Here is an 18,342-nt window from a genome sequence, read left to right on the forward strand (position 1 = left end):
GCTTCTTTCGCGGGGGTGTGACATGGGCTGGTGCTGTGGGCGGAATCGGCCCCCTCTGACGAGGGGGCTGTCCGCGAAGCGGACTGGGGGAGAGACCGGCTGACCGGTGCGGCGGTCTACCCCTCAGTCCGGCTTTCGCCGGACAGCTCCCCTGTCAAGGGGAGCCGGGTTGTGGGCGGGGGTGTTGATGATGAAGCGGACTTGGGTGCCGGGCGGGAGCTGTCCGGCGGTGACGAGAGCCGCGCGGGTGAGCACGGCGATCACCGGGTAGCCGCCGGTCACCGGTTGGTCGCGCAGGAAGATGAGCGGCAGTCCGTTGCCCGGCACTTCGATGCTGCCGGGAATCGTTGCCTCGCTCTTCAGTTCGGCATGCGGGTCGCGGCGCTCGATGGTGGGGGAGGCGAGTGATGCGGCCGGTGTGGCGGGTGCGGTGGGTGATGCGGCGGGTGCGGCTGACATGTGCGGCGCGGACGCTGGGATCGGCCCCCTCTGTCGAGGGGGCTGTCGGCGAAGCCGACTGGGGGAGAGCACGGACGGTACGGCCGATGTGGCAGCTGGTGCGGAGGCTGCCGCTGGTACGGAAGACGGTGCGGCGAGGCGGAGGCCGACGCGGTTCGACTGGGCGGTGACGGTCCACGTGGTGCCGAGGAACGTGGCGATGCCTGCGTCGGTGAACCAGTCATCACGCGGGCCAAGGGTGACGGCGAGCTCGGTGGGGGCGGGTGCGGCGGTTCCGGTGGCGGTGCTAGTGCTGGTTCCGGTGGCGACGCGCGGCAGGTCGTCCGGCCACGGCTGGGGCAGGCCGATTGTGGTGACAGGGGAGTGGAGCCGGGAGACGGGGCGGACGGGGAGGAGGTCGCCGTGCTTGAGCGGGGCGGGCCCGATGCCGCTCATCGTGTCGGTGGAGGCGGAATCGAGGATCGTGGGGACTTGGAAGCCGCCGCGCACGGCGATGTAGTTGCGCAGGCCCGCGGTGGGCGTGCCGATCGTCACGGTCTCGCCGTCGCGCAGCAGGAACGCCTCCTGACGGGTGATGGGGAAAGCGGGTTGCGGGGTGCGGCGGATGCCGGTCCGATGACCACCCCCACCCGCTTCGCGGGAGCATCCGCCAGCGGGGGTGGGATCGGCGGCGGTAATTGTGATGGGGACCGGGGCGCCGGTGACGGCGATGGTGAGGTCGCCGTGGGCGGTGAACGAGGCGTTGCCGGCGGTCAATTCGATGACCGGGGCGTGCGCGGGGTTCCCGACCAGTTCGTTCGCCAGACGGAAGGCCCGCGGGTCGGCCGCGCCCGAACCGGTGACGCCCATCTCGGGCGCGTTGCGGCCCTCGTCTTGGAACGTGGCGAGAATGCCGGGATTGACGACTTCAAGGGCGGGGGCAGAGGAAGTGGCAGATGCGGTACGGGTGGGGCTGGCCAACTGACCACCCCCACCCGCTTCGCGGGAGCATCCGCGATTATGGACGGCCTTCGGCCGACTGTGCATTGGCTCGCCTGTCGGCTCGCACATCGCCTGCAAACGCCCCCGGCGTTCGCTATACGGCGATGTCCCGCCAGCGGGGGCGGAGAAAGGGGCGTTGTGCATGGTCGAGCCGTCAACCTGTACGGTCGAGGGCGCATCGTGTAGGGTTTCCGATGCATTGTGTAGTTTTTTCGGCACAACGTGTGGGGTGTCAGGCTGAAGAGCGCGCTGGATCGTGGCTTCGGCGCGGGTCGGTGTGAAGCGGACGGTGTCGCCGGGTCGGAGGAGCGCGGGCGGATCCATGGCATCGTTCCACATCGGGACGGAGGTCCTTCCGATGAGCTGCCAGCCGCCCGAACTGGCTCGCGGATAGACGCCGGAGAACGTGCCGGCGAGCCCCACCGACCCCGCGGGAACGGCCAAACGCGGCGCTTTCCGGCGGGGTACATCGAAGATCGGATCGCCGTCTACGAGGTAGTCGAAGCCGGGGGCGAACCCGCCGAACGCGACCTTCCACGGGTGCCCGGAGTGCCGTGCGACCACCTGTTCGAGGCTGATTCCGAGCAATTTGGCAACGTTCCCAAGATCCTCGCCGTCATACACGACCGGAATCTCCACGACCCGCGAATCACGGGTCTTCAGCGCCCCACCGTGCAGGTTCGTGATTTCCGACTGCAGGATGCTCCGGAAATCCTGCACATCCGCACGGGAATCCTGCACATCCGTCCCCAAACCATGCACGTCCGTCCCCAATTCATACACGTTCGCATGGGAACCATGCATATTCATCGCCGCAAGCAGCGGATCGAACGCCACATACACCGTGCGCGCCGCTGGCAGCACCGTCGTCACCGCCGCAAACGGCATCATCTCGCCCCCGCCGGCGGGACATCGCCGTATAGCGAACGCCGGGGGCGTTTGCAGGCGATGTGCGAGCCGACAGGCGAGCCGATTCGCAGTCGGCCGAAGGCCGTCCGTAATCGCGGATGCTCCCGGCGTGAGCCGGGTGGGGGTGGTTGCGGCGGAATCACGACAACTTCCGCGAAAAGCCGACCGTGCTGTGTCCACGGCCGCATCGATCGCCGCGTACAAACGCAGCGCGGCGTCCAGGTCGGCACATTCGACGATCATCGCCGATTCGCCGCACGGTAGGAACCGCAGCGCGGCGGTCGTGGCATTGGCTTCAGTGTCGGCCTCCGTACCGGTCTCAGTGCCGGTCGCAACGTAGCCCCCTGCGTCGGTCATCGCATCCACCGTCCCCTCACGCCGCGAACGGACGGATCGTCACGCCGTCGGCGGTAAGGCGCTTGCGGACGGCCTTTGCAAGCGCGACGGCGGCAGGTGAGTCGCCGTGCACGCACACCGAATCCGCGTGGATCGGCACCGTCGTGCCATCGATCGCCTCGACTGTACCGTCGGCCACCATGCGCGAGACGCGCGCGGCGACCGCGTCCGGATCGGCGATGACCGCGCCCGGCAGGCGGCGCGAGACGAGCGTGCCGTCGGGCGTGTACGCGCGGTCGGCGAACGCCTCGCGGAACACGCGCAGTCCGGCGGCCTCGGCCACGCGGCCCACCGTGGAACCGGGCAACGTGAGCAGTGCGAGCGCGGGGTCGACGGCGAGGATCGCCTCGACCACCGCCGTCGCCTGCGACTCGTCGGCGACGATCCGGTTGTAGAGCGCGCCGTGCGGTTTCACGTACCGCACGCGCGTGCCGGCGGCCTTCGCCATGCCTTCCAGCGCGGCCAGCTGGTACATCACGTCCGCGGTGAGTTCGGCGGGCGCGACGTCGACGTACCGGCGGCCGAATCCGGCGAGATCGCGGTAGGCGACGTGCGCGCCTACCGCGACGCCGTTCGCCGCCGCGTTTTCCAGCGTATGGCGCATCACGCTCGGGTCGCCGGCGTGGAAGCCGCAGGCGATGTTCGCACTGGAGACGACGGTGAGCAGCGATTCGTCGTCGCCGAGCTTCCAGCGTCCGAAGCTTTCGCCCATGTCGCTGTTCAGATCGATGGTGGTCATATCTGTTCGTCCTTTCCGATGCCGCGCCGGTCACACCATGTAGTCGAGGTCGCGCTTCGAGGTGATGAGCATGTGGCCGGGCGCGTGCGTGATCGCGAACGGCGGTTTCGATGCCATCGCGGCGGCCTGCGGGGTCACGCCGCACGCCCAGAAGACCGGCACGTCGCCGTCTTCGAGGATTGGGGCGTCGCCGTAGTCGGGGTGCATGAGGTCGGTGACGCCGATCGCTGCCGGGTCGCCGACGCATACGGGCGCGCCGTGCACGGACGGGTAGTAGCCGGAGATGCGCACCGCGTCGGAGACCTGCGTGGACGGGATGCCGCGCATCGAGACGACCATGTTCGAGTGGAACGCGCCGGCCGGGCGGCAGACGATCGACGTGTCGTACATCGGCACGTTGCGGCCGGCGGTGATGTGCCGCACCGGCACGCCCGCCTCCATCAGCGGGAATTCGAACGTGAAGCTGCATCCGATCACGAATGTGACGAGGTCGTCGCGCCAATAATCGGTGATGTCCGGCACCTCGGCGACGAGCTCGCCGTGCTCCCACACGCGGTAGAGCGGCACGTCGGTGCGGATGTCCGCGCCGGGACAGGTGGCGGGCTCGGTCTCGCCCGCCTCCATCACCTCGAGCAGCGGGCATGGTTTCGGATTACGCTGCGCGAACAGCAGGAAGTCGAAGGCGAGGTCCTTCGGCAGAATCATCAGGTTTGCCTGCGCGTAGCCTTTCGCGATGCCGCAGGTCGGGCGCACGAGTCCGTCGCGGAAGGCGAGGCGCGCGGCCTCCGGCGTGGAATCGGCGTTCGGTGCGGGTGTCGCGGTGGTGGTTGCGGTTGTGGCTCCCATGGTCGCTGTGGTTTCCGTGATTCCGGTTTTGTCTGCGGTTTCGGTCATGACATCCCCCATTCCTATGCTGTCCGCCACGATAGGGCCGTGCCGCGTTACGGTTCATGTCCGTTTGTGACGGTTGCGTTTCCGCCGTGCTACAGTCGCTGTTCCACGTGAAACAATGCGCGGTTAGGTTGGTCGGGAAAGCGGAAGCCGTGCCGGTCGTGTGCGATCGCGGCGGTTTCGCCGGCCCCCGGAGATGCCGGGGTGTCGTCACGGTGATCGTGAACGGTCACGGAGAAAGGGGAATGTGATGAGTTCGATCGTGTTGGGCATGGGCAACGGCAAGGCGATGTTCGGCGATGAGAAGGTGAGCGACGCCGACCTCATCACGTTGGTCGACCCGAACGGGCTCAACATCAACGCGTTCGACCTGAGCGTGCTGCGCGGCGACGGCATCTTCGAGGCGACGACCGTATGGAAGGGCTACCCGGTCTCGCTGGAGAACCATCTGCGCCGTCTCGCCCAGTCCGCCGCGATGGTCGACCTGCCCAAGCCGAACTTCGACGCGATCACGCGCGGCGTCGAACAGGTCATCGACGCATACGACGACCCCGAACCCGGCCCGCTGCTGCGCATCATCGTCTCGCGCGGCCTCGATCCGGACACCGGCGTGGGCAAGGCGTCCGACCGCACGCCCACCGTCTTCATCTTCCTCGACGCGAAGGGCACGCTGCACGAGACCGACCCGATCACGATGGCCTCGATGACCCGCGGCTACCCGTCCGACATCACCGAACGCGCGCCGTGGCTGCTCAACGGCGCGAAGACGCTCAGCTACGCGTTCAACTGCGCCGTGCACCGCGAGTGCGCGCGCCGCGGCGTCGGCGACGCCGTGCTCTACACCGAGGACGGCTACACGCTCGAATGCCCGAACTCGTCGATCGTGGCTCGCTACGGCGACACGTTCGTGACCCCCGACCCGTCGATCGGCATCCTCAACGGCACGTCCCAGCGCGAACTGTTCGCATGGGCGCGCCAGGAGGGCAAGTCCATCGAATACCGCAAGCTGCCGATCGCCGAACTGCGCGAGGCCGACCGCCTGTACATGACGCATGGTGGCTGGATCATCCCCGTCAACGAGCTCGACGGCCGCACACTCGACTATTCGGCCGACGAGATCGCCCAGGCCAACGAGGCGATCCATTCCGGCCGCACCCACGACGACGCCCTCTCCATCGGCCCCGATTACCGGTACTGAGGGTTCCCGGCCGTTCGGGAGTGTTGCGCCCCTGAGGGGGAGCTGTCCGGCATACGCCGGACTGAGGGGGTGTTCCGACAGACCGGGTGGAGTAAGGTAGCTCGTATGACTGAAACGACGAGCACGACCGCATCCGAAGACGGCGGCGACTGGCTGAGCGCCACCGTCACCCGCAATCCCGGCGAACACGCCACCGTCATCGACTCCGCGAAGGCCGCGGAGAATCCCGAGACCGCCGAAACCGTGGCGAAGATCAAAGCGCTGCGCCAGTCCATCGACAACGTGGACACGGCCATCGTCTCCCTGCTCGCCGAACGCTTCAAATACACGTCGCAGGTCGGCGTGCTCAAGGCGCGCGCCGGCTTCGCGCCCGCCGACTACAAGCGCGAGGACTACCAGATCGAACGTCTCCACCGCATCGCCGTGGCCGCAGGCCTCGACCCGGACATCGCCGAGATGTACCGCGAATTCGTCGTCACCGAAGCGAAGAAGCGCCACCAGCGCATCGCCGAAGCCGGCGGCGACCCGGGCGTGCTGGACGTGTTCGCCTGATATGAGCCATCGGCGGAAGGCGCTGGCGTGCGCGATCGCGCTCGCCGTCGCATCATCGCTCGTTCTGGGCGGCTCCGTCGCCGCGTCGCTCGCCGGCACGCGCACCGCCGTCCCATCGCTCGACGGCCGTGACGTGTTCACCGTGACCGGATCGGACGGCGCCGACGGCGCACTGTATCTGGTGAACGATTCGGCGAACGGTGACGCATCGTCGCAGTCGACGGCCGAGTCCGCATCGTCGCAGTCCGCGGCGCGCACGGTGACGCGCGTGCCGGCAGGCGTGCGCGAACTGCCGATCGCCGCGCACGTCACCTACTCGCTCGACGGTCCGAACGTGGGCCGTGCCGCCATCGCCGGCGCAAGCGGCCTCGTCGGCGTACACGTCACACTCGAAGCCGAAACGCTCGGCGATGACCTGCCGCGCGCCGCACGCTCGCAACGCATGCTCGTCACGTTCACCGTGCCGACACGCGTCGCCGACGACGTGAACGTGGGCGACGGCGCCGTCGTCACCACGAACGGCTCGAACACGGTCGTCGCCGCCGTGATGCGCGTCGGCGAACGGCTCGACTGCTACATGACCGCGAAGAAGTTCACGATGGGCGACGTGACCGTCGTCTCCGCCGACGACGTGGCCGCGCTCGCCGATACCGCCGCCGCGATGGGCGACGGGTCGATCGACATGGGAGGTGCGAGCGGTGCCGGGTCGGGGTCCGCGGGCATCGGCACGGGTGGCGGCACGGGTGGCGCCGGCGCGCATCAGGACCTCATCGACAAGCTCACGAAGCTGCGCGACCTCGAACGGTCGCTCGCCTCCAGCACGATCGCCGCGAAACAAGCCGACTACGACAAGGCGTTCGCCGCCTACATGGCCGCCTACGTCGGGTCGTACACGAACCACCTGTCCGGGTCGATCGGATCGAGCACGCAGCTGACCGCGCTCATGGGCACGGCCGGCGAGCTCAGCGGCGACACCCCGCTCGCCGCCGCCGTCCTCGACGAGGCGAACGCGACCGACGCGCTCGCCTCCGCGCACCAGCACACGGGCGCCGCCGACGCGATCGACCAGGTGATCCGCATGGTGCGCGCGCAGGGCACCGACGGTCTTGCGGACACGCTGCGTCGCCGCGCCGGCGAAGAGACCACCGAAGGCGCGAAGGCGTATTCGGCCGGACAATCGCAGCTGTCGCAGGCGATGATCCCGTATTCGATGGCGTACACGGACGCGTATACGAAACACCTGAGCGAACTGACCGGCGGTACGTCCGCGGGCGCTGCCGCGCATGCGGACGAGGCGAACGCGGCGACCGCGAAGGAGTTCGCGGCGGGTTCCGGCGGCGCGCATGCGGACGACGTCGCGAAGGTGGATGCGGCGATGGCCGCGCTCGCCGCCGCGCGCGAACGCACCGGCGCCGGCAGCGCGTACCGGCAGGTGCTGTTGCGGTTCGCGGGCGAGTTGAGTGGAGCGGATTCCGGTGGCGTCGGTGTTGCGGGCGGTGCGGATTCCGGTGGTTCCGGTTCGGGTGGTTCGGGTGTCGGTGGTGTCGCTGGTGTGTCCGGTGCCGTGGCTGCGGGCCGGTTCGTCGGTCGCGGCATGGCCGGCGACGATTCGCTCGTCGCGCGCGCCGAAGCGTCGCGGTCGCGGCGGCAGGCCGCGGCCGAGCGGCGCGCCGCGAAGGCGTCGAGCGGCGACGTGACGACCACGGTGATCGACGAGAACGCGGGCAAGACCGATGCCGGCGACGTGATGAAGTTCGCCGGCGGCGTGCCGGGGGTCGGCGGCAAGTCGGGTGCGGCGGCGGGAGTGGCATCGGGAACGTCGGCGTCCGGTGGTTCCGGTGGCTCCGGTTCGGGGAACTCGGCTGGTTCGGGCGGTTCGGCGGGTGGCTCGTCCGCGGGTTCCGGTTCCGGGGCGACGTCGTCCACGGCGTCAGCGTCCGCACTGGCGCAGCTGTCACCGTATATCGGCATGGACGGTGCCGCCGGTGCGACGGGCTCGACGGGCGGTGTCGGTGGTTCCGGCACGCGTCTTGTCAACGACACCACGCAGCTCATCGACGACGCCACCGCGTTCGGTGACGCCGGCACGCTGCTGCGTTCGCTGCTCGCCGATACGACCGTGCAGGCGAAGCTGGGAGTGGGCGGCGCGTCGGCCGCGGGAACCGCATCTACGGACGCCGCCACCCGTTTCCTCATCATCGAGCCGGGTGTTTGAACCGGGTGTTTGAACCGGGCGGCTGTGGCGGACGGCTGTGTCGCCCTCCCGCGGGTCCGCGGAGAGGGCCCATGGTGCGGTGAAATCCCCATGGTGCGGTGAAACTCCCATGGTGCAATCGCCGAAAACCGCGGAATTCCGCCGTTGTGGAGAAAGTGTGTTACCGCACCATGGGAGTACAAGAGGGGCTCCGACCGGATGTGGCCGGAGCCCCTTGGTGGGTACTCGCGCGGGAGACCGCTGCCGCTTGCGCTGCTACTTGCGCGGCTTCTTGGCCGGGGGTTCGCCGAGCTCGGACTGCTCGACGATGATTTCGGCTGCGGCTTCGGTCTCGGCCTTGGCCTCCTTGGCGGCGTCCTTCGCGGCTGCGGCTGCGGCCTCGACGGTCTCCTTGGCGGCCTTGACGGCTGCAGCTGCGGCGGCGAAGTGGATCTTGCCCACCACGCGGCCGGCCTCGGCGATGTCGTCCAGCGCGCCGGCCAGCGATTCGCGCACGTCGTCGGCCACGCCCAGCGTGACGGACAGGATCGGCGTCTTCATCGAGACCTTCGCCTTGGACTTGATGCCGCGCAGCGCGGCCAGCGCCTCGCCGGCGTGGTTCAGCAGCTCCGGGGCCACCTTGAACGCGGCCGCTTCGTACACGTCCGGGGTCGGCCATGCGGCGCGGTGCACCGAACCGGAACCGGCGTGCATCCAGCTCCACACCTCTTCGGTGGCGTACGGCAGGAACGGCGCGAGCAGGCGGGTGAACGCGTCGAGGCCGAGGCCCAGCGCGGTGCGCGCGGACTTGACGGCCGCCTCGCTCGGCACGTGGCCGGTCGCGTCGGCGGTGCCGTAGGCACGGTTCTTCACCAGCTCGATGTAGTCGTCGCAGAACTGCCAGAAGTAGTTCTCGATGGCCTCAAGCGCCTTGGAGTGCTCGTAGTTGTTCAGCGCGGCGGTCGCCTCGCGCACCACGAGCGCCATGCGGGCCATGGCGGCGCGGTCGAGCGGCTCGGTCACGTCGGCCGGATCCCAGACTGCCTCGGCGCCCTCGGAGACGTGATGGTTCTCGTCCTCGCGGCCGATGGCCAGTGCGAACTTCGTCGCGTTGAGCAGCTTGATCGCGAGGCGGCGGCCGATCTTCATCTGGCCTTCGTCGTAGGTGGCGTCGAGGCCGAGGCGCGCGGCGGCGGCCCAGTAGCGCACCGCGTCGGCGCCGAACTGCTCGATCGGCTTGTTCGGCACGACGACGTTGCCCTTGGACTTCGACATCTTCTTGTGGTCCGGGTCGAGGATCCAGCCGGAGAGCGTCGTGTGCTTCCACGGCAGGCACTTGTTCTCGAGGTGCGCGCGGTCCACGGAGCTGAACAGCCAGGTGCGGATGATGTCCTGGCCCTGCGGGCGCAGATCCATCGGGAACGTGGCCTTGAACAGCGCCTGGTTCTCCTCGCCGGGCTCCTCCCAGCGGGTCACGATCTGCGGGGTGAGCGAGGAGGTCGCCCACGTGTCCATGATGTCCTTCTCGGCGGTGAAGCCGCCGGGCACGTCACGCTGGTCCTCGGTGTAGCCGGCAGGCACGTCGGTGGTCGGGTCGATCGGCAGGATGTCCTCGGACGGGGTGATCGGGTGGTCGTAGTCGGCCGAACCGTCCTCCTTGACCGGGTACCACAGCGGGAACGGCACGCCGAAGAAGCGCTGGCGGGAGATCAGCCAGTCGCCGTTGAGGCCGTGCACCCAGTTCTCGTAGCGCACGCGCATGAAGTCCGGGTGGAACTCGAGCTCGCGGCCGCGCTCGATGAGCTCGGCGTTCAGCTTCTGGTCGGTGCCGCCGTTCTTCAGGTACCACTGGCGGGAGGTGACGATCTCGAGCGGCTTGTCGCCCTTCTCGTAGAAGTTCGTCATACGCTTCGTCGGCGTCGGCTCGCCGTCCAGATCGCCGGACTCGCGCAGGTGGTCGACGATGATCTTGCGGGCGGAGAACGTGGTCTTGCCTTCGGTCTCCTCGAAGATGGCCTTGCCGCCTTCGTCCTCGATCCAGTCCGGCACGTCCATGATGATGCGGCCGTTGCGCTGGATGATGGAACGGGTCGGCAGGTTCAGGTCACGCCACCACTGCACGTCGGTCACGTCGCCGAAGGTGCAGCACATGGCGATGCCGGCGCCCTTGTCCATCTCGGCGGCCGGGTGCGCGAGGATCGGCACCTTCACCTTGAACAGCGGGGAGTACACGTACTGGCCGAAGTACTGCTTGTAGCGCTCGTCGTCCGGGTGCGCGATCAGCGCGCCACAGGCGGCCAGCAGCTCGGGGCGGGTCGTCTCGATGTAGATCGGGGTGCCGTCCTCGAAACGGAACGCGATCTTGTGGTAGAAGCCCGGGTATTCACGGGATTCGAGCTCGGCCTGGGCCACGGCGGTCTGGAAGGTCACGTCCCACAGGCCCGGGGCGTCCTTCTGGTAGGCCTCGCCGTGCGCAAGGTTGCGCAGGAACGCCTTCTGGGCCACGCGGCGCGGGTGCTCGCCGATGGTGTGGTAGGTCTGCGACCAGTCGATCGACAGGCCCAGCTTGCGCCACAGCGCCTCGAACAGCTTCTCGTCCTCGGCGGTGAGCTTCTCGCACAGTTCGATGAAGTTCTGGCGGGAGCACGGCACCTGATCCTTGGCGTCGATCTTCTTGCCATCGGTGCCTTCGAACGGCGGCTTGAAGTCGGGATCGTACTTGAGGGAGGTGTCGACGCGCACGCCGTAGTAGTTCTGCACGCGGCGCTCGGTCGGCAGGCCGTTGTCGTCCCAGCCCATCGGGTAGAACACGTCGAAGCCCTGCATACGCTTGAAGCGGGCGATCACGTCCGTGTGCGTGTAGGAGAACACGTGGCCCACGTGCAGGTGACCGGACACGGTGGGCGGCGGGGTGTCGATGGAGTACACGGCCTTGCGGTCGCGGGTGTCGTTGAACTTGTAGGTGCCCTGTTCGTCCCAGACGGCACGCCACTTGTCTTCGAGGCCGTCCACGCCCACGCGGTCGGGCAGCGGGGTGAGGTTGGCCGTGATGGATTTGGCTTCAGTCATACACGCGAGTTTATGCGGCTTAGGTGACAACGCCTACTGTTTTGCGAGGTTCTTCAGCGGCAGTCGCGTATCGGTGAGCTGGGTGGGGTAGCCGCTCAGCGTCTTGCGCGCGACGACCGCGTTGCGCTTCGCGTACAGCCAGTCGCTGGCCGCGTCCTCGCTCACCGTGCGCGCGTACGTCTTCAATCCGTTCGCGTAGTCGGTCGCGTTCGCGGCCGTCGCCGCCGCCGCGTACTGCGACTGCGCGTCCGCGTTCGTATAGTGCGGCGTCGAGTCGGGCGTCGAGAAGATCGCCGATCCGTCTTCGCCGTCGAGTTCGGTGAGCATGAGCTGGAAGTCGCGTGACTGCGCACGTTGGTCGAGCTGGTCGTCGTCCAGCGTCTCGACGGTGACCTTCACGTTCTGGGCGTTGTACTGGTCGGCGATCGCCTGCGCGAGCGCCTGATAACGGGTCGGGGCGACGAGCTTCACCGTGCCGACATAGCTGGAGTAGAAGTAGCTCATCATCGACTGGCCCTTCGCACTGTCGTACGCCAGCACGGACGTGAGATCCTCGTAGCCGGGTTCGAGCGGCCCGATCGGTCCGCCGAGCACCTGCGCGACGTCCGCGCGTCCGTTCGCGAGCGCGGACTTGTCGAGCATGAGGCGCATCGCCTGACGCGCCTGCACGTCGGAGAGGATCGAGTCGGCGTCGTTGTTGTACAGCAGTGACACTTTGCGCGTGCTCGCGCCGGTCGCCGTCGTGAACGACGAATCGTCCTTGAGTGTGTCGGCGGAGACGGCGGAATCCGGCAGGATCATGTCGAACCCGCCGAAATCGGCCTGCTTCATCAACGTGTCGTCGTCGGCGAAATACTTGAGCGTGATGGTGCCGATTTTCGCGCCGCCGCCGGAACGCGCCTTGAGCGTCATCACGCCGTCCTTGAACGACGAGACGGTGAACGGGCCGGAACCGGCGGTCTGCTTCGCGTAGTTCACGTTCGCGTCCGCATCGTAGACGATGCCGAGGCGGCCGGTGAGCGTGCGCGTGAGCGTCGGATCCGGCTCGCTGAGTGTGATGACCACCGTCGTCGGATTCGGATTCGTGACGGAGGCGAGACGCTTGAACTTCGCGTCCGCATCCGGCCACTTGCCTTCCACGGCCTGCTGGATCGACCATACGGCGTCGGTCGAGTCGAGCGTGTCGCCGTTCGCGAACGTGAGACCGGAACGCATCGTGAGCGTCAACGTCTTGCCGTCCGCCGACGTCTCCCACTTCGACGCGAGACCGCCGGTGATCTGGTTCTTGTCGTCCACGTCGAGCAGCGTCTCGTACACGTTGCCGATGAGCACGCGGCTCAGGCGGTCGGACTGCGTGCCGGACGCGGTGCGGATGTCGAGCGAATCAGGCACGCCGGTCAGGCCGATCGTCACGGAGTCGCCCGACGATGCGCCGCCGCCGAGACCGGGGACGACGCTGCGATGCTGCACCAGCGCCCAGCCGATCCACACGAGCGCGGAGAGCGCGATCGCGACGCCGAGGAAGACGCCCCAGCGCGCAAGCTCGCCGAGGGTGTTGCCGTTTCCGTGTGAGGTGTGGGATGCGCGTGTGCCGTTGCCGTGATTCGCCATGTGGCTCAGTCTACGCGTGATGGGGAATTCCAGTTCGTCGGTTGCTGTGCGTCGACCACCCCCAGTCAGCCTGTGGCTGACAGCCCCCGCCGGCGGGAGTGGAACCGCTGGAACCGCCATGCGAAGTGACAGCCCCCGCCGGCGGGGACAGGGAGAGGACCTGGTTACGCGACGGACGGTGCGGACGGGCAGGTGGCGGCGAGCGGGCAGTCGGCGCAGTCGGGCGTGCGCGCGTGGCAGATCGCGCGTCCGAACAGGATGAGACGGTGGCTCAGATCCGTCCACTCCTCGGGCGGGAAGCACGCGGTGATCTCCTTCTCGACGGCCACCGGATCGGGGTGACGTTCGCGCCAGTCACTGCGCCAGCGCAGGCGTCCGGTCACGCGCATCACGTGCGTGTCGACGGGGAATCCGGGCACGCCGAACGCGTTGCCGAGCACGACGTTCGCCGTTTTGCGGCCCACGCCCGGCAGGCTCGTGAGTTCCGCCATCGTGCGTGGCACTTCGCCGCCGAAACGCTCGTCGAGCGCGGCGGCGAGTCCCAGCAGATGCTTCGTCTTGGACCGGTAGAAGCCGAGCGGGTGGATGATGTCCTCCACGTCCTCGGGATTCGCGACGGCCAGCGCGGCGGCGTCCGGATAGCGGGTGAAGAGCTCCGGCGTGACCGTGTTGACGCGTTTGTCGGTGGTTTGCGCGCTCAGCACCGTCGCGATGAGCAGTTGCAGCGGCGTCGAGAAGTCGAGCGCGCACTTCGGTTCGGGGAACAGTCCGGTGAGGATCGCGTATTCGTCGTGCATGCGGGCGATGCGGGCCCGTTTCGATTCGCGTGGCATATCGGGATGCTCGGATGATGGGGGAATCAGTGTGATCGATGTGACTGGTGTGATTGGGCTGGAGCGGTGACGGACCGGACCGGTCACTCGTCCTTCGGCGCGTTGCGCGCGGCGGACTTGGCGGCCGACTCCTCGGACTCCTCGTCCGGCGGGTCGAACCGGTAGCCGACGTTGCGCACGGTGCCGATGAGATGCTCGTATTCGCCGCCGAGCTTGGCGCGCAGACGACGGATGTGCACGTCGACGGTGCGCGTGCCGCCGTAGTAGTCGTAGCCCCACACCTCCTGCAGCAGCTGCGCGCGCGTGAACACGCGGCCCGGATGCTGCACGAGATACTTGAGCAGTTCGAACTCCTTGTACGCCAGATCAATCGGGCGGCCGTGCAGGGAGGCGGTGTAGCCGTTCGTGTCCACGATGAGGTCGCCGGAACGGATCTGGCCGTCCTCGGTGGTCACGCCCTTGTCGCCCGCGGCGGCGTTCGCGCTCACGGCGGGCGCGTTGCCGCGTTCGGAGACGAGACGCAGACGGCCCTCGACCTCCGCCGGCGATGCGGTCGAGACGACCACGTCGGCGATGCCCCACTGCGAGTTGACGACGGTGAAGCCGCCTTCGGTGAGGATCAGTACGATCGGCGTGGATAGTCCGGACGCGTGAATGAGATTGCACAGGGTCTTCGCGGTGGCCAGATCGTCACGGGCGTCGAGGAACAGAATCGTGTTCTCCGGCATCTTCACCAGGCTCGCCGCGTCCATCGGCAGCACGCGCACGCGGTGGGAGAGCAGAGCGAGCGACGGCAGCACGGACGCGGGGTTGCTTGCGAACGTCATCAACGTCAGATCAGTCACGTCTTGCCCCTCTCATGGCTCGGGCGCATGGTTCGGACGCTGGTCGGACCGGAAAACCTCACCGGGGCGATGACGTCCGTTGCGGGAATGACCGAGCCGGTCGTGCGCCGGATCGGAGATTCGTGATGGAAACCCTTACGAATACTGCGCCTCATTCTACGCGCACAGATGGGACACATGATGTTAACTTCTATGACAACAAGAGGCAATATGCGTACGAACTTGTGCCGGAAACCGCGGTTTCCGTGGGGCTATGGGGGCCGGTGAGAGCTGACGAGGGAGAATCGTCGGTGGCGGACGGGTCGCACAACGGTCCCGTCGGAAAATCCGCTGCGAAAATCATGGAAATTGCGATGGAAGACCATCCACCATGTGGTCATGTCCACTATGCGGTCTCTTCGCATTCTGGCGCGCATGGGCCGCGCGGTTGAGCGGCCTTCATCTCCCTCCCGCCGGCGGGAGGTGGCGCGCGGCGTCGGAGGGTGGCCGCGGACCGGAGGTGGCGCGCGTGGGGCTGCATCCGGCGCGGCGGGTAGGATTGGTGCGGTCAACGAGGTCGAGTTGTGGATTCGGGAGTGTGGATATGAACGGCGAAACCGTCAGCCAGTGGAACGCCAAGCGCGGGGCGATGCTCGGCGTGCAGGTGTTCGCGTACGCGTTGCTTATCGTAATCGGCGCCGTATGGGCCTTGGCCGACACCGGTGCCGGCATCATCGCGATGATGATCGCGACTGTGCTGCTGGCGGTCGTGCTCGTGCTGTTCCACGTGTACTGGCCGTTCCGCGCGACCATCATCGATCGTGTGATCGGACTGGTCGCCGGAGCACTGTCGCTCGTATTCGTCACCTTCCCCGCAGCAGGAAAACTGTTCATGGTGAACGACGATTCCCGCGCCGTCCTGTTCGACGCCAACTCCGCCGAAATCCGCTGGGCGGCCGCCGTCGCCGGACTGCTCGTCGTCCTCACCATCGTCTCGTTCGGACGGCAGATGCTGCGCGAGGAGCGTTCTCACCTCATCCGCGCCCTGTCGCATTGCGTGACCGGCGGTGCTGCGGCGATCTCGCTGGCCGGCTGGTTGTTCTTCCCCTACGTGGTGGCCGGGGCAATCACCGCGCCGACGATCCTGTTCGCGGGCGTGGTCGCGGTGATGGTGCTGTTCGCGCTCGTGCTCGCCTACGCTTCCGTGTGGTGGCTCAGGGAGCTTGACGCCGATCCGGCGCAGCGCGCCCCGTGGATCGGCGTCGCGCTGCTGCCCGTCATGTTCTTCGGACTCGTCTCCTTCGCCGCCGCCCTGTTCCTCCAGATCGTCGGCTGAGAAGCGATTCGCGCACGATCTCTCCCTCCGTCGCCTTCGGTGCCTCCCTTGTCAGGGGGAGGGGGAAACCGGCACTCAGAACGCGATGATGCCCAGGTGCTCGAGCAGCACCTTGACGCCGATGAGAATCAGCACGACGCCGCCGGCGATCTGCGCCGGAATCTGCCAACGGGAGCCGAACACGCGGCCGATGTAGATGCCGGCAATCGAAAACAGGCCCGTCACCACACCCATCGCGGCGACCGTGAACGCGATGTTGATCTTCATCAATCCCAGGCTCACGCCGACCGCGAACGCGTCGATGCTGCACGCCACCGCAAGCGGCAGCATGTGCTTCCAGTCAAAGTCGGGGGTCTCCTTCGCATCCTCCTCAGGCTCCTCGAACGCCTCGCGGATCATGTTGCCGCCGATCACGGCCAGCAGGATGAAGATGATCCAATGATCCACGCTCGTCACATAGGAGGCGAACGTGGAGGCGGCGAAGATGCCGAGCAGCGGGAACAGCGCCTGGAAACCACCGAACCACAGGCCGCATTTGAGGGCGTCCACGAACCGCGCCTTCTTCACGGTCAGGCCCTTGCCGATGGACACGGCGAACGCGTCCATCGCGACGGAAACGGAAATCAGCAACGATTGGATGATCATCGAAATCATGGTGTGTGCGTGAATGGTTCATCCCGCGGCGGTTCTCCGCCGTCCCGCAGGATGGGCCTCGACCAGCGTTCCCACACGCCGCCTACGCCTAGGTGAAATTACGGTACTCGATTATATACGGGATTACAGGGCTCTTCGCATTGTGGCGTGTGACTGTGTGGTCGTTTGACCGTGTGGCTGTGTGGCTGTGTGGCCGTGTGGCTGTGATTTCCGTCTCTCCTCCTGCCGGCGGGAAGTGGCGATTATCCGCAGATGTACTGCGGATGATGAGCATTCCCCTCCCACTAGCGGGAGGCGGCGCATGGCTCCGGAGGGTGGCCGGCGATGGCATACCGCCGTCGTGTCCGGCCGATACCGGCGGTGTTCGTTGACGTAGCCACCTCCACCCGGTTCACGCCGGGAGCCCCGCCGGTGGGGCAAAGGAATCGTGGTGCTGTGGTGCCGGACCATACGGCTGCAGCTTTCTTATCTTCCTCCCGCTGGTGGGAGGTGGCGCGCAGCGCCGGAGGGTGGTCACGAGTCGGAGTCCGATGCGTCCGCCGGCATGGGACTGGTTGTTCGCGCGTGGGCCGGTTGTTTCGGATGTGGCCGGTTCATTTCGGTTATGGGCCGGCCGTTTCGGTTAATGGGGCTGGTCGTTTTCGGGGCGTGTGCGGCGGATGCGCGCGGCGCGTGGCTCCCGAACCCGCGTCCCATCCGGTACTGCTCCACAACACGCGCCGGAGAGCCTGTTGTGGAGCGGCATTCCGCCGCAACTCCCGCGGAAACCCCTGTTCTCAGCGTTCCGGGCCCGTATGGTGCGCCACAACTCACCGGAATCCCGGTTCCCGCCCCTGTTGTGGAGCGGGCCCGCTCCACAACAGCCGCCGGTATCGTTCCCACCGCATGTTGTGGAGCAGCCGGGCCCTCAAATCGCGCCACAACTCCCACGAACCGCCTTCCACGGCCGTGTTGTGGAGCGCCACCGTGCCACAACACGATCCCCGCATGCCGTTGTGGAGCACCGTCACCCCTACGACCGCCCCACGGCATGAATTCCGCACGTCGTGTAGTGGAGCATCGCCGCGCCCCGCGGCACGAATCGACACAGCGAGTGGAGCTCGAAAACGCCCCCTGGCCCGAGAACACCCCCCGGCTCGAGAACGCCCTGGCCCGAGAACGCCCCCGGTCCAAGAACGCCCCCGGTCCAAGAACGCCACCTGGCCTGAGAACGTCCCAGCCCGAGAACGCCCGGCCCGAAGGCTGCCCACCGCATCACCCCAGGCGTTCGCCACCGGCGTCACAAATCCCGGAGAACAGCCCCATCGTCCGGGATTCCTGACGCTGGGAGCGTCTCAGCGTCACAAATCCCGGACGAAGCCGCTCATCTCCGTAATCCGGGACGTTGGGAGCGGCTCAGCGTCCCGGGTTACGGACGACGCCGCCCGTTTCCCGAATTGGGGACGTTGGGAGGGGCTCAGCGTCCCGGGTTACGGACGAAGCCGCTCATCTCCTGAATCCGGGACGCTGGGAGAGGGCTCAGCATCCCGGATTACGGACGAGGCCGCTCATTTCCCGAATCTGGGACACTGGGAAAGGCTCAGCGTCCCGGGTTACGGATGATGCCGCTCATTTCCCGAATCTGGGACACTGGGAAAGGCTCAGCGTCCCGGGTTACGGATGATGCCGCTCATCTCCTGAATCCGGGACATTGAGC

Annotated in this window: 12 protein-coding genes; 4 read left to right on the top strand and 8 right to left on the bottom strand. The window is 67.4% G+C overall.

Annotation, left to right across the window (positions count from 1 at the left end; translation table 11 throughout):
• Nucleotides 1-123: 123 nt before the first annotated feature.
• From BSTEL_RS12170 to BSTEL_RS07255, 3 genes are read right to left on the bottom strand one after another with little or no spacing between them, the layout of a single operon-like run.
• Nucleotides 124-2,706, bottom strand: coding sequence for a 5-oxoprolinase subunit B/C family protein (locus tag BSTEL_RS12170; protein WP_051922940.1), 2,583 nt, complete (start codon nt 2,704-2,706; stop codon nt 124-126).
• Between the two features lie 16 nt (nt 2,707-2,722).
• A complete protein-coding gene (locus tag BSTEL_RS07250; protein ID WP_034528845.1) occupies nt 2,723-3,484 on the bottom strand; it encodes a LamB/YcsF family protein in 762 nt (253 codons plus the stop codon).
• Nucleotides 3,485-3,514: 30 nt separating this feature from the next.
• The gene (locus BSTEL_RS07255; protein WP_034529153.1) at nt 3,515-4,330 is read right to left on the bottom strand and encodes a putative hydro-lyase; all 816 of its coding nucleotides are present in this window, start codon (nt 4,328-4,330) and stop codon (nt 3,515-3,517) included.
• Nucleotides 4,331-4,625: 295 nt separating this feature from the next.
• Between BSTEL_RS07255 and BSTEL_RS07260 the strand changes: the two genes are divergently transcribed.
• From BSTEL_RS07260 to BSTEL_RS11465, 3 genes are all read left to right on the top strand, one after another.
• Nucleotides 4,626-5,573: an aminodeoxychorismate lyase gene (locus tag BSTEL_RS07260; RefSeq protein ID WP_034528849.1), complete on the top strand. Its 948-nt coding sequence runs from the start codon at nt 4,626-4,628 to the stop codon at nt 5,571-5,573.
• Between the two features lie 105 nt (nt 5,574-5,678).
• Entirely contained in the window at nt 5,679-6,125 is a 447-nt protein-coding gene (locus BSTEL_RS07265) for a chorismate mutase (RefSeq protein ID WP_084686170.1), read from the top strand.
• A 1-nt stretch (nt 6,126) separates the two neighbouring features.
• Nucleotides 6,127-8,340, top strand: a complete 2,214-nt coding sequence (locus BSTEL_RS11465) for a hypothetical protein (protein WP_051922941.1) — start codon at nt 6,127-6,129, stop codon at nt 8,338-8,340.
• Nucleotides 8,341-8,595: 255 nt separating this feature from the next.
• Here the strand turns inward: BSTEL_RS11465 and valS are convergent, their stop codons facing one another.
• The 4 genes from valS to BSTEL_RS07290 form a co-directional block, all read right to left on the bottom strand.
• On the bottom strand, nt 8,596-11,388 hold the full coding sequence (valS, locus tag BSTEL_RS07275; RefSeq protein WP_034528852.1) for a valine--tRNA ligase: 2,793 nt from the start codon (nt 11,386-11,388) through the stop codon (nt 8,596-8,598).
• 33 nt (nt 11,389-11,421) lie between these two features.
• Nucleotides 11,422-12,999, bottom strand: coding sequence for an ABC transporter substrate-binding protein (locus BSTEL_RS07280; protein ID WP_051922942.1), 1,578 nt, complete (start codon nt 12,997-12,999; stop codon nt 11,422-11,424).
• A 164-nt stretch (nt 13,000-13,163) separates the two neighbouring features.
• Nucleotides 13,164-13,832, bottom strand: coding sequence for an endonuclease III (nth, locus tag BSTEL_RS07285; RefSeq protein ID WP_034528854.1), 669 nt, complete (start codon nt 13,830-13,832; stop codon nt 13,164-13,166).
• Nucleotides 13,833-13,915: 83 nt separating this feature from the next.
• Complete coding sequence (locus BSTEL_RS07290) at nt 13,916-14,659, bottom strand: winged helix-turn-helix transcriptional regulator (protein ID WP_034528857.1); 744 nt, start codon at nt 14,657-14,659, stop codon at nt 13,916-13,918.
• 601 nt (nt 14,660-15,260) lie between these two features.
• Between BSTEL_RS07290 and BSTEL_RS07295 the strand changes: the two genes are divergently transcribed.
• Entirely contained in the window at nt 15,261-15,992 is a 732-nt protein-coding gene (locus BSTEL_RS07295) for a hypothetical protein (protein WP_034528859.1), read from the top strand.
• Between the two features lie 75 nt (nt 15,993-16,067).
• Here BSTEL_RS07295 and BSTEL_RS07300 read toward each other — a convergent pair whose 3' ends face one another.
• Nucleotides 16,068-16,637: a manganese efflux pump MntP gene (locus tag BSTEL_RS07300; RefSeq protein ID WP_034529162.1), complete on the bottom strand. Its 570-nt coding sequence runs from the start codon at nt 16,635-16,637 to the stop codon at nt 16,068-16,070.
• Nucleotides 16,638-18,342: the final 1,705 nt, after the last annotated feature.

Origin of the sequence: Bifidobacterium stellenboschense (genome assembly GCF_000741785.1) — a bacterium.
GTDB classification, from domain to species: Bacteria; Actinomycetota; Actinomycetes; order Actinomycetales; family Bifidobacteriaceae; genus Bifidobacterium; species Bifidobacterium stellenboschense.

What these genes read in the sequence shown, in the direction of transcription:
- BSTEL_RS12170 (WP_051922940.1), bottom strand. Translation starts at nt 2,706, where the DNA reads ATGACCGACGCAGGGGGCTACGTTGCGACCGGCACTGAGACCGGTACG.
- BSTEL_RS07250 (WP_034528845.1), bottom strand. Translation starts at nt 3,484, where the DNA reads ATGACCACCATCGATCTGAACAGCGACATGGGCGAAAGCTTCGGACGC.
- BSTEL_RS07255 (WP_034529153.1), bottom strand. Translation starts at nt 4,330, where the DNA reads ATGGGAGCCACAACCGCAACCACCACCGCGACACCCGCACCGAACGCC.
- BSTEL_RS07260 (WP_034528849.1), top strand. Translation starts at nt 4,626, where the DNA reads ATGAGTTCGATCGTGTTGGGCATGGGCAACGGCAAGGCGATGTTCGGC.
- BSTEL_RS07265 (WP_084686170.1), top strand. Translation starts at nt 5,679, where the DNA reads ATGACTGAAACGACGAGCACGACCGCATCCGAAGACGGCGGCGACTGG.
- BSTEL_RS11465 (WP_051922941.1), top strand. Translation starts at nt 6,127, where the DNA reads ATGAGCCATCGGCGGAAGGCGCTGGCGTGCGCGATCGCGCTCGCCGTC.
- valS (WP_034528852.1), bottom strand. Translation starts at nt 11,388, where the DNA reads ATGACTGAAGCCAAATCCATCACGGCCAACCTCACCCCGCTGCCCGAC.
- BSTEL_RS07280 (WP_051922942.1), bottom strand. Translation starts at nt 12,999, where the DNA reads ATGGCGAATCACGGCAACGGCACACGCGCATCCCACACCTCACACGGA.
- nth (WP_034528854.1), bottom strand. Translation starts at nt 13,832, where the DNA reads ATGCCACGCGAATCGAAACGGGCCCGCATCGCCCGCATGCACGACGAA.
- BSTEL_RS07290 (WP_034528857.1), bottom strand. Translation starts at nt 14,659, where the DNA reads ATGACGTTCGCAAGCAACCCCGCGTCCGTGCTGCCGTCGCTCGCTCTG.
- BSTEL_RS07295 (WP_034528859.1), top strand. Translation starts at nt 15,261, where the DNA reads ATGAACGGCGAAACCGTCAGCCAGTGGAACGCCAAGCGCGGGGCGATG.
- BSTEL_RS07300 (WP_034529162.1), bottom strand. Translation starts at nt 16,637, where the DNA reads ATGATCATCCAATCGTTGCTGATTTCCGTTTCCGTCGCGATGGACGCG.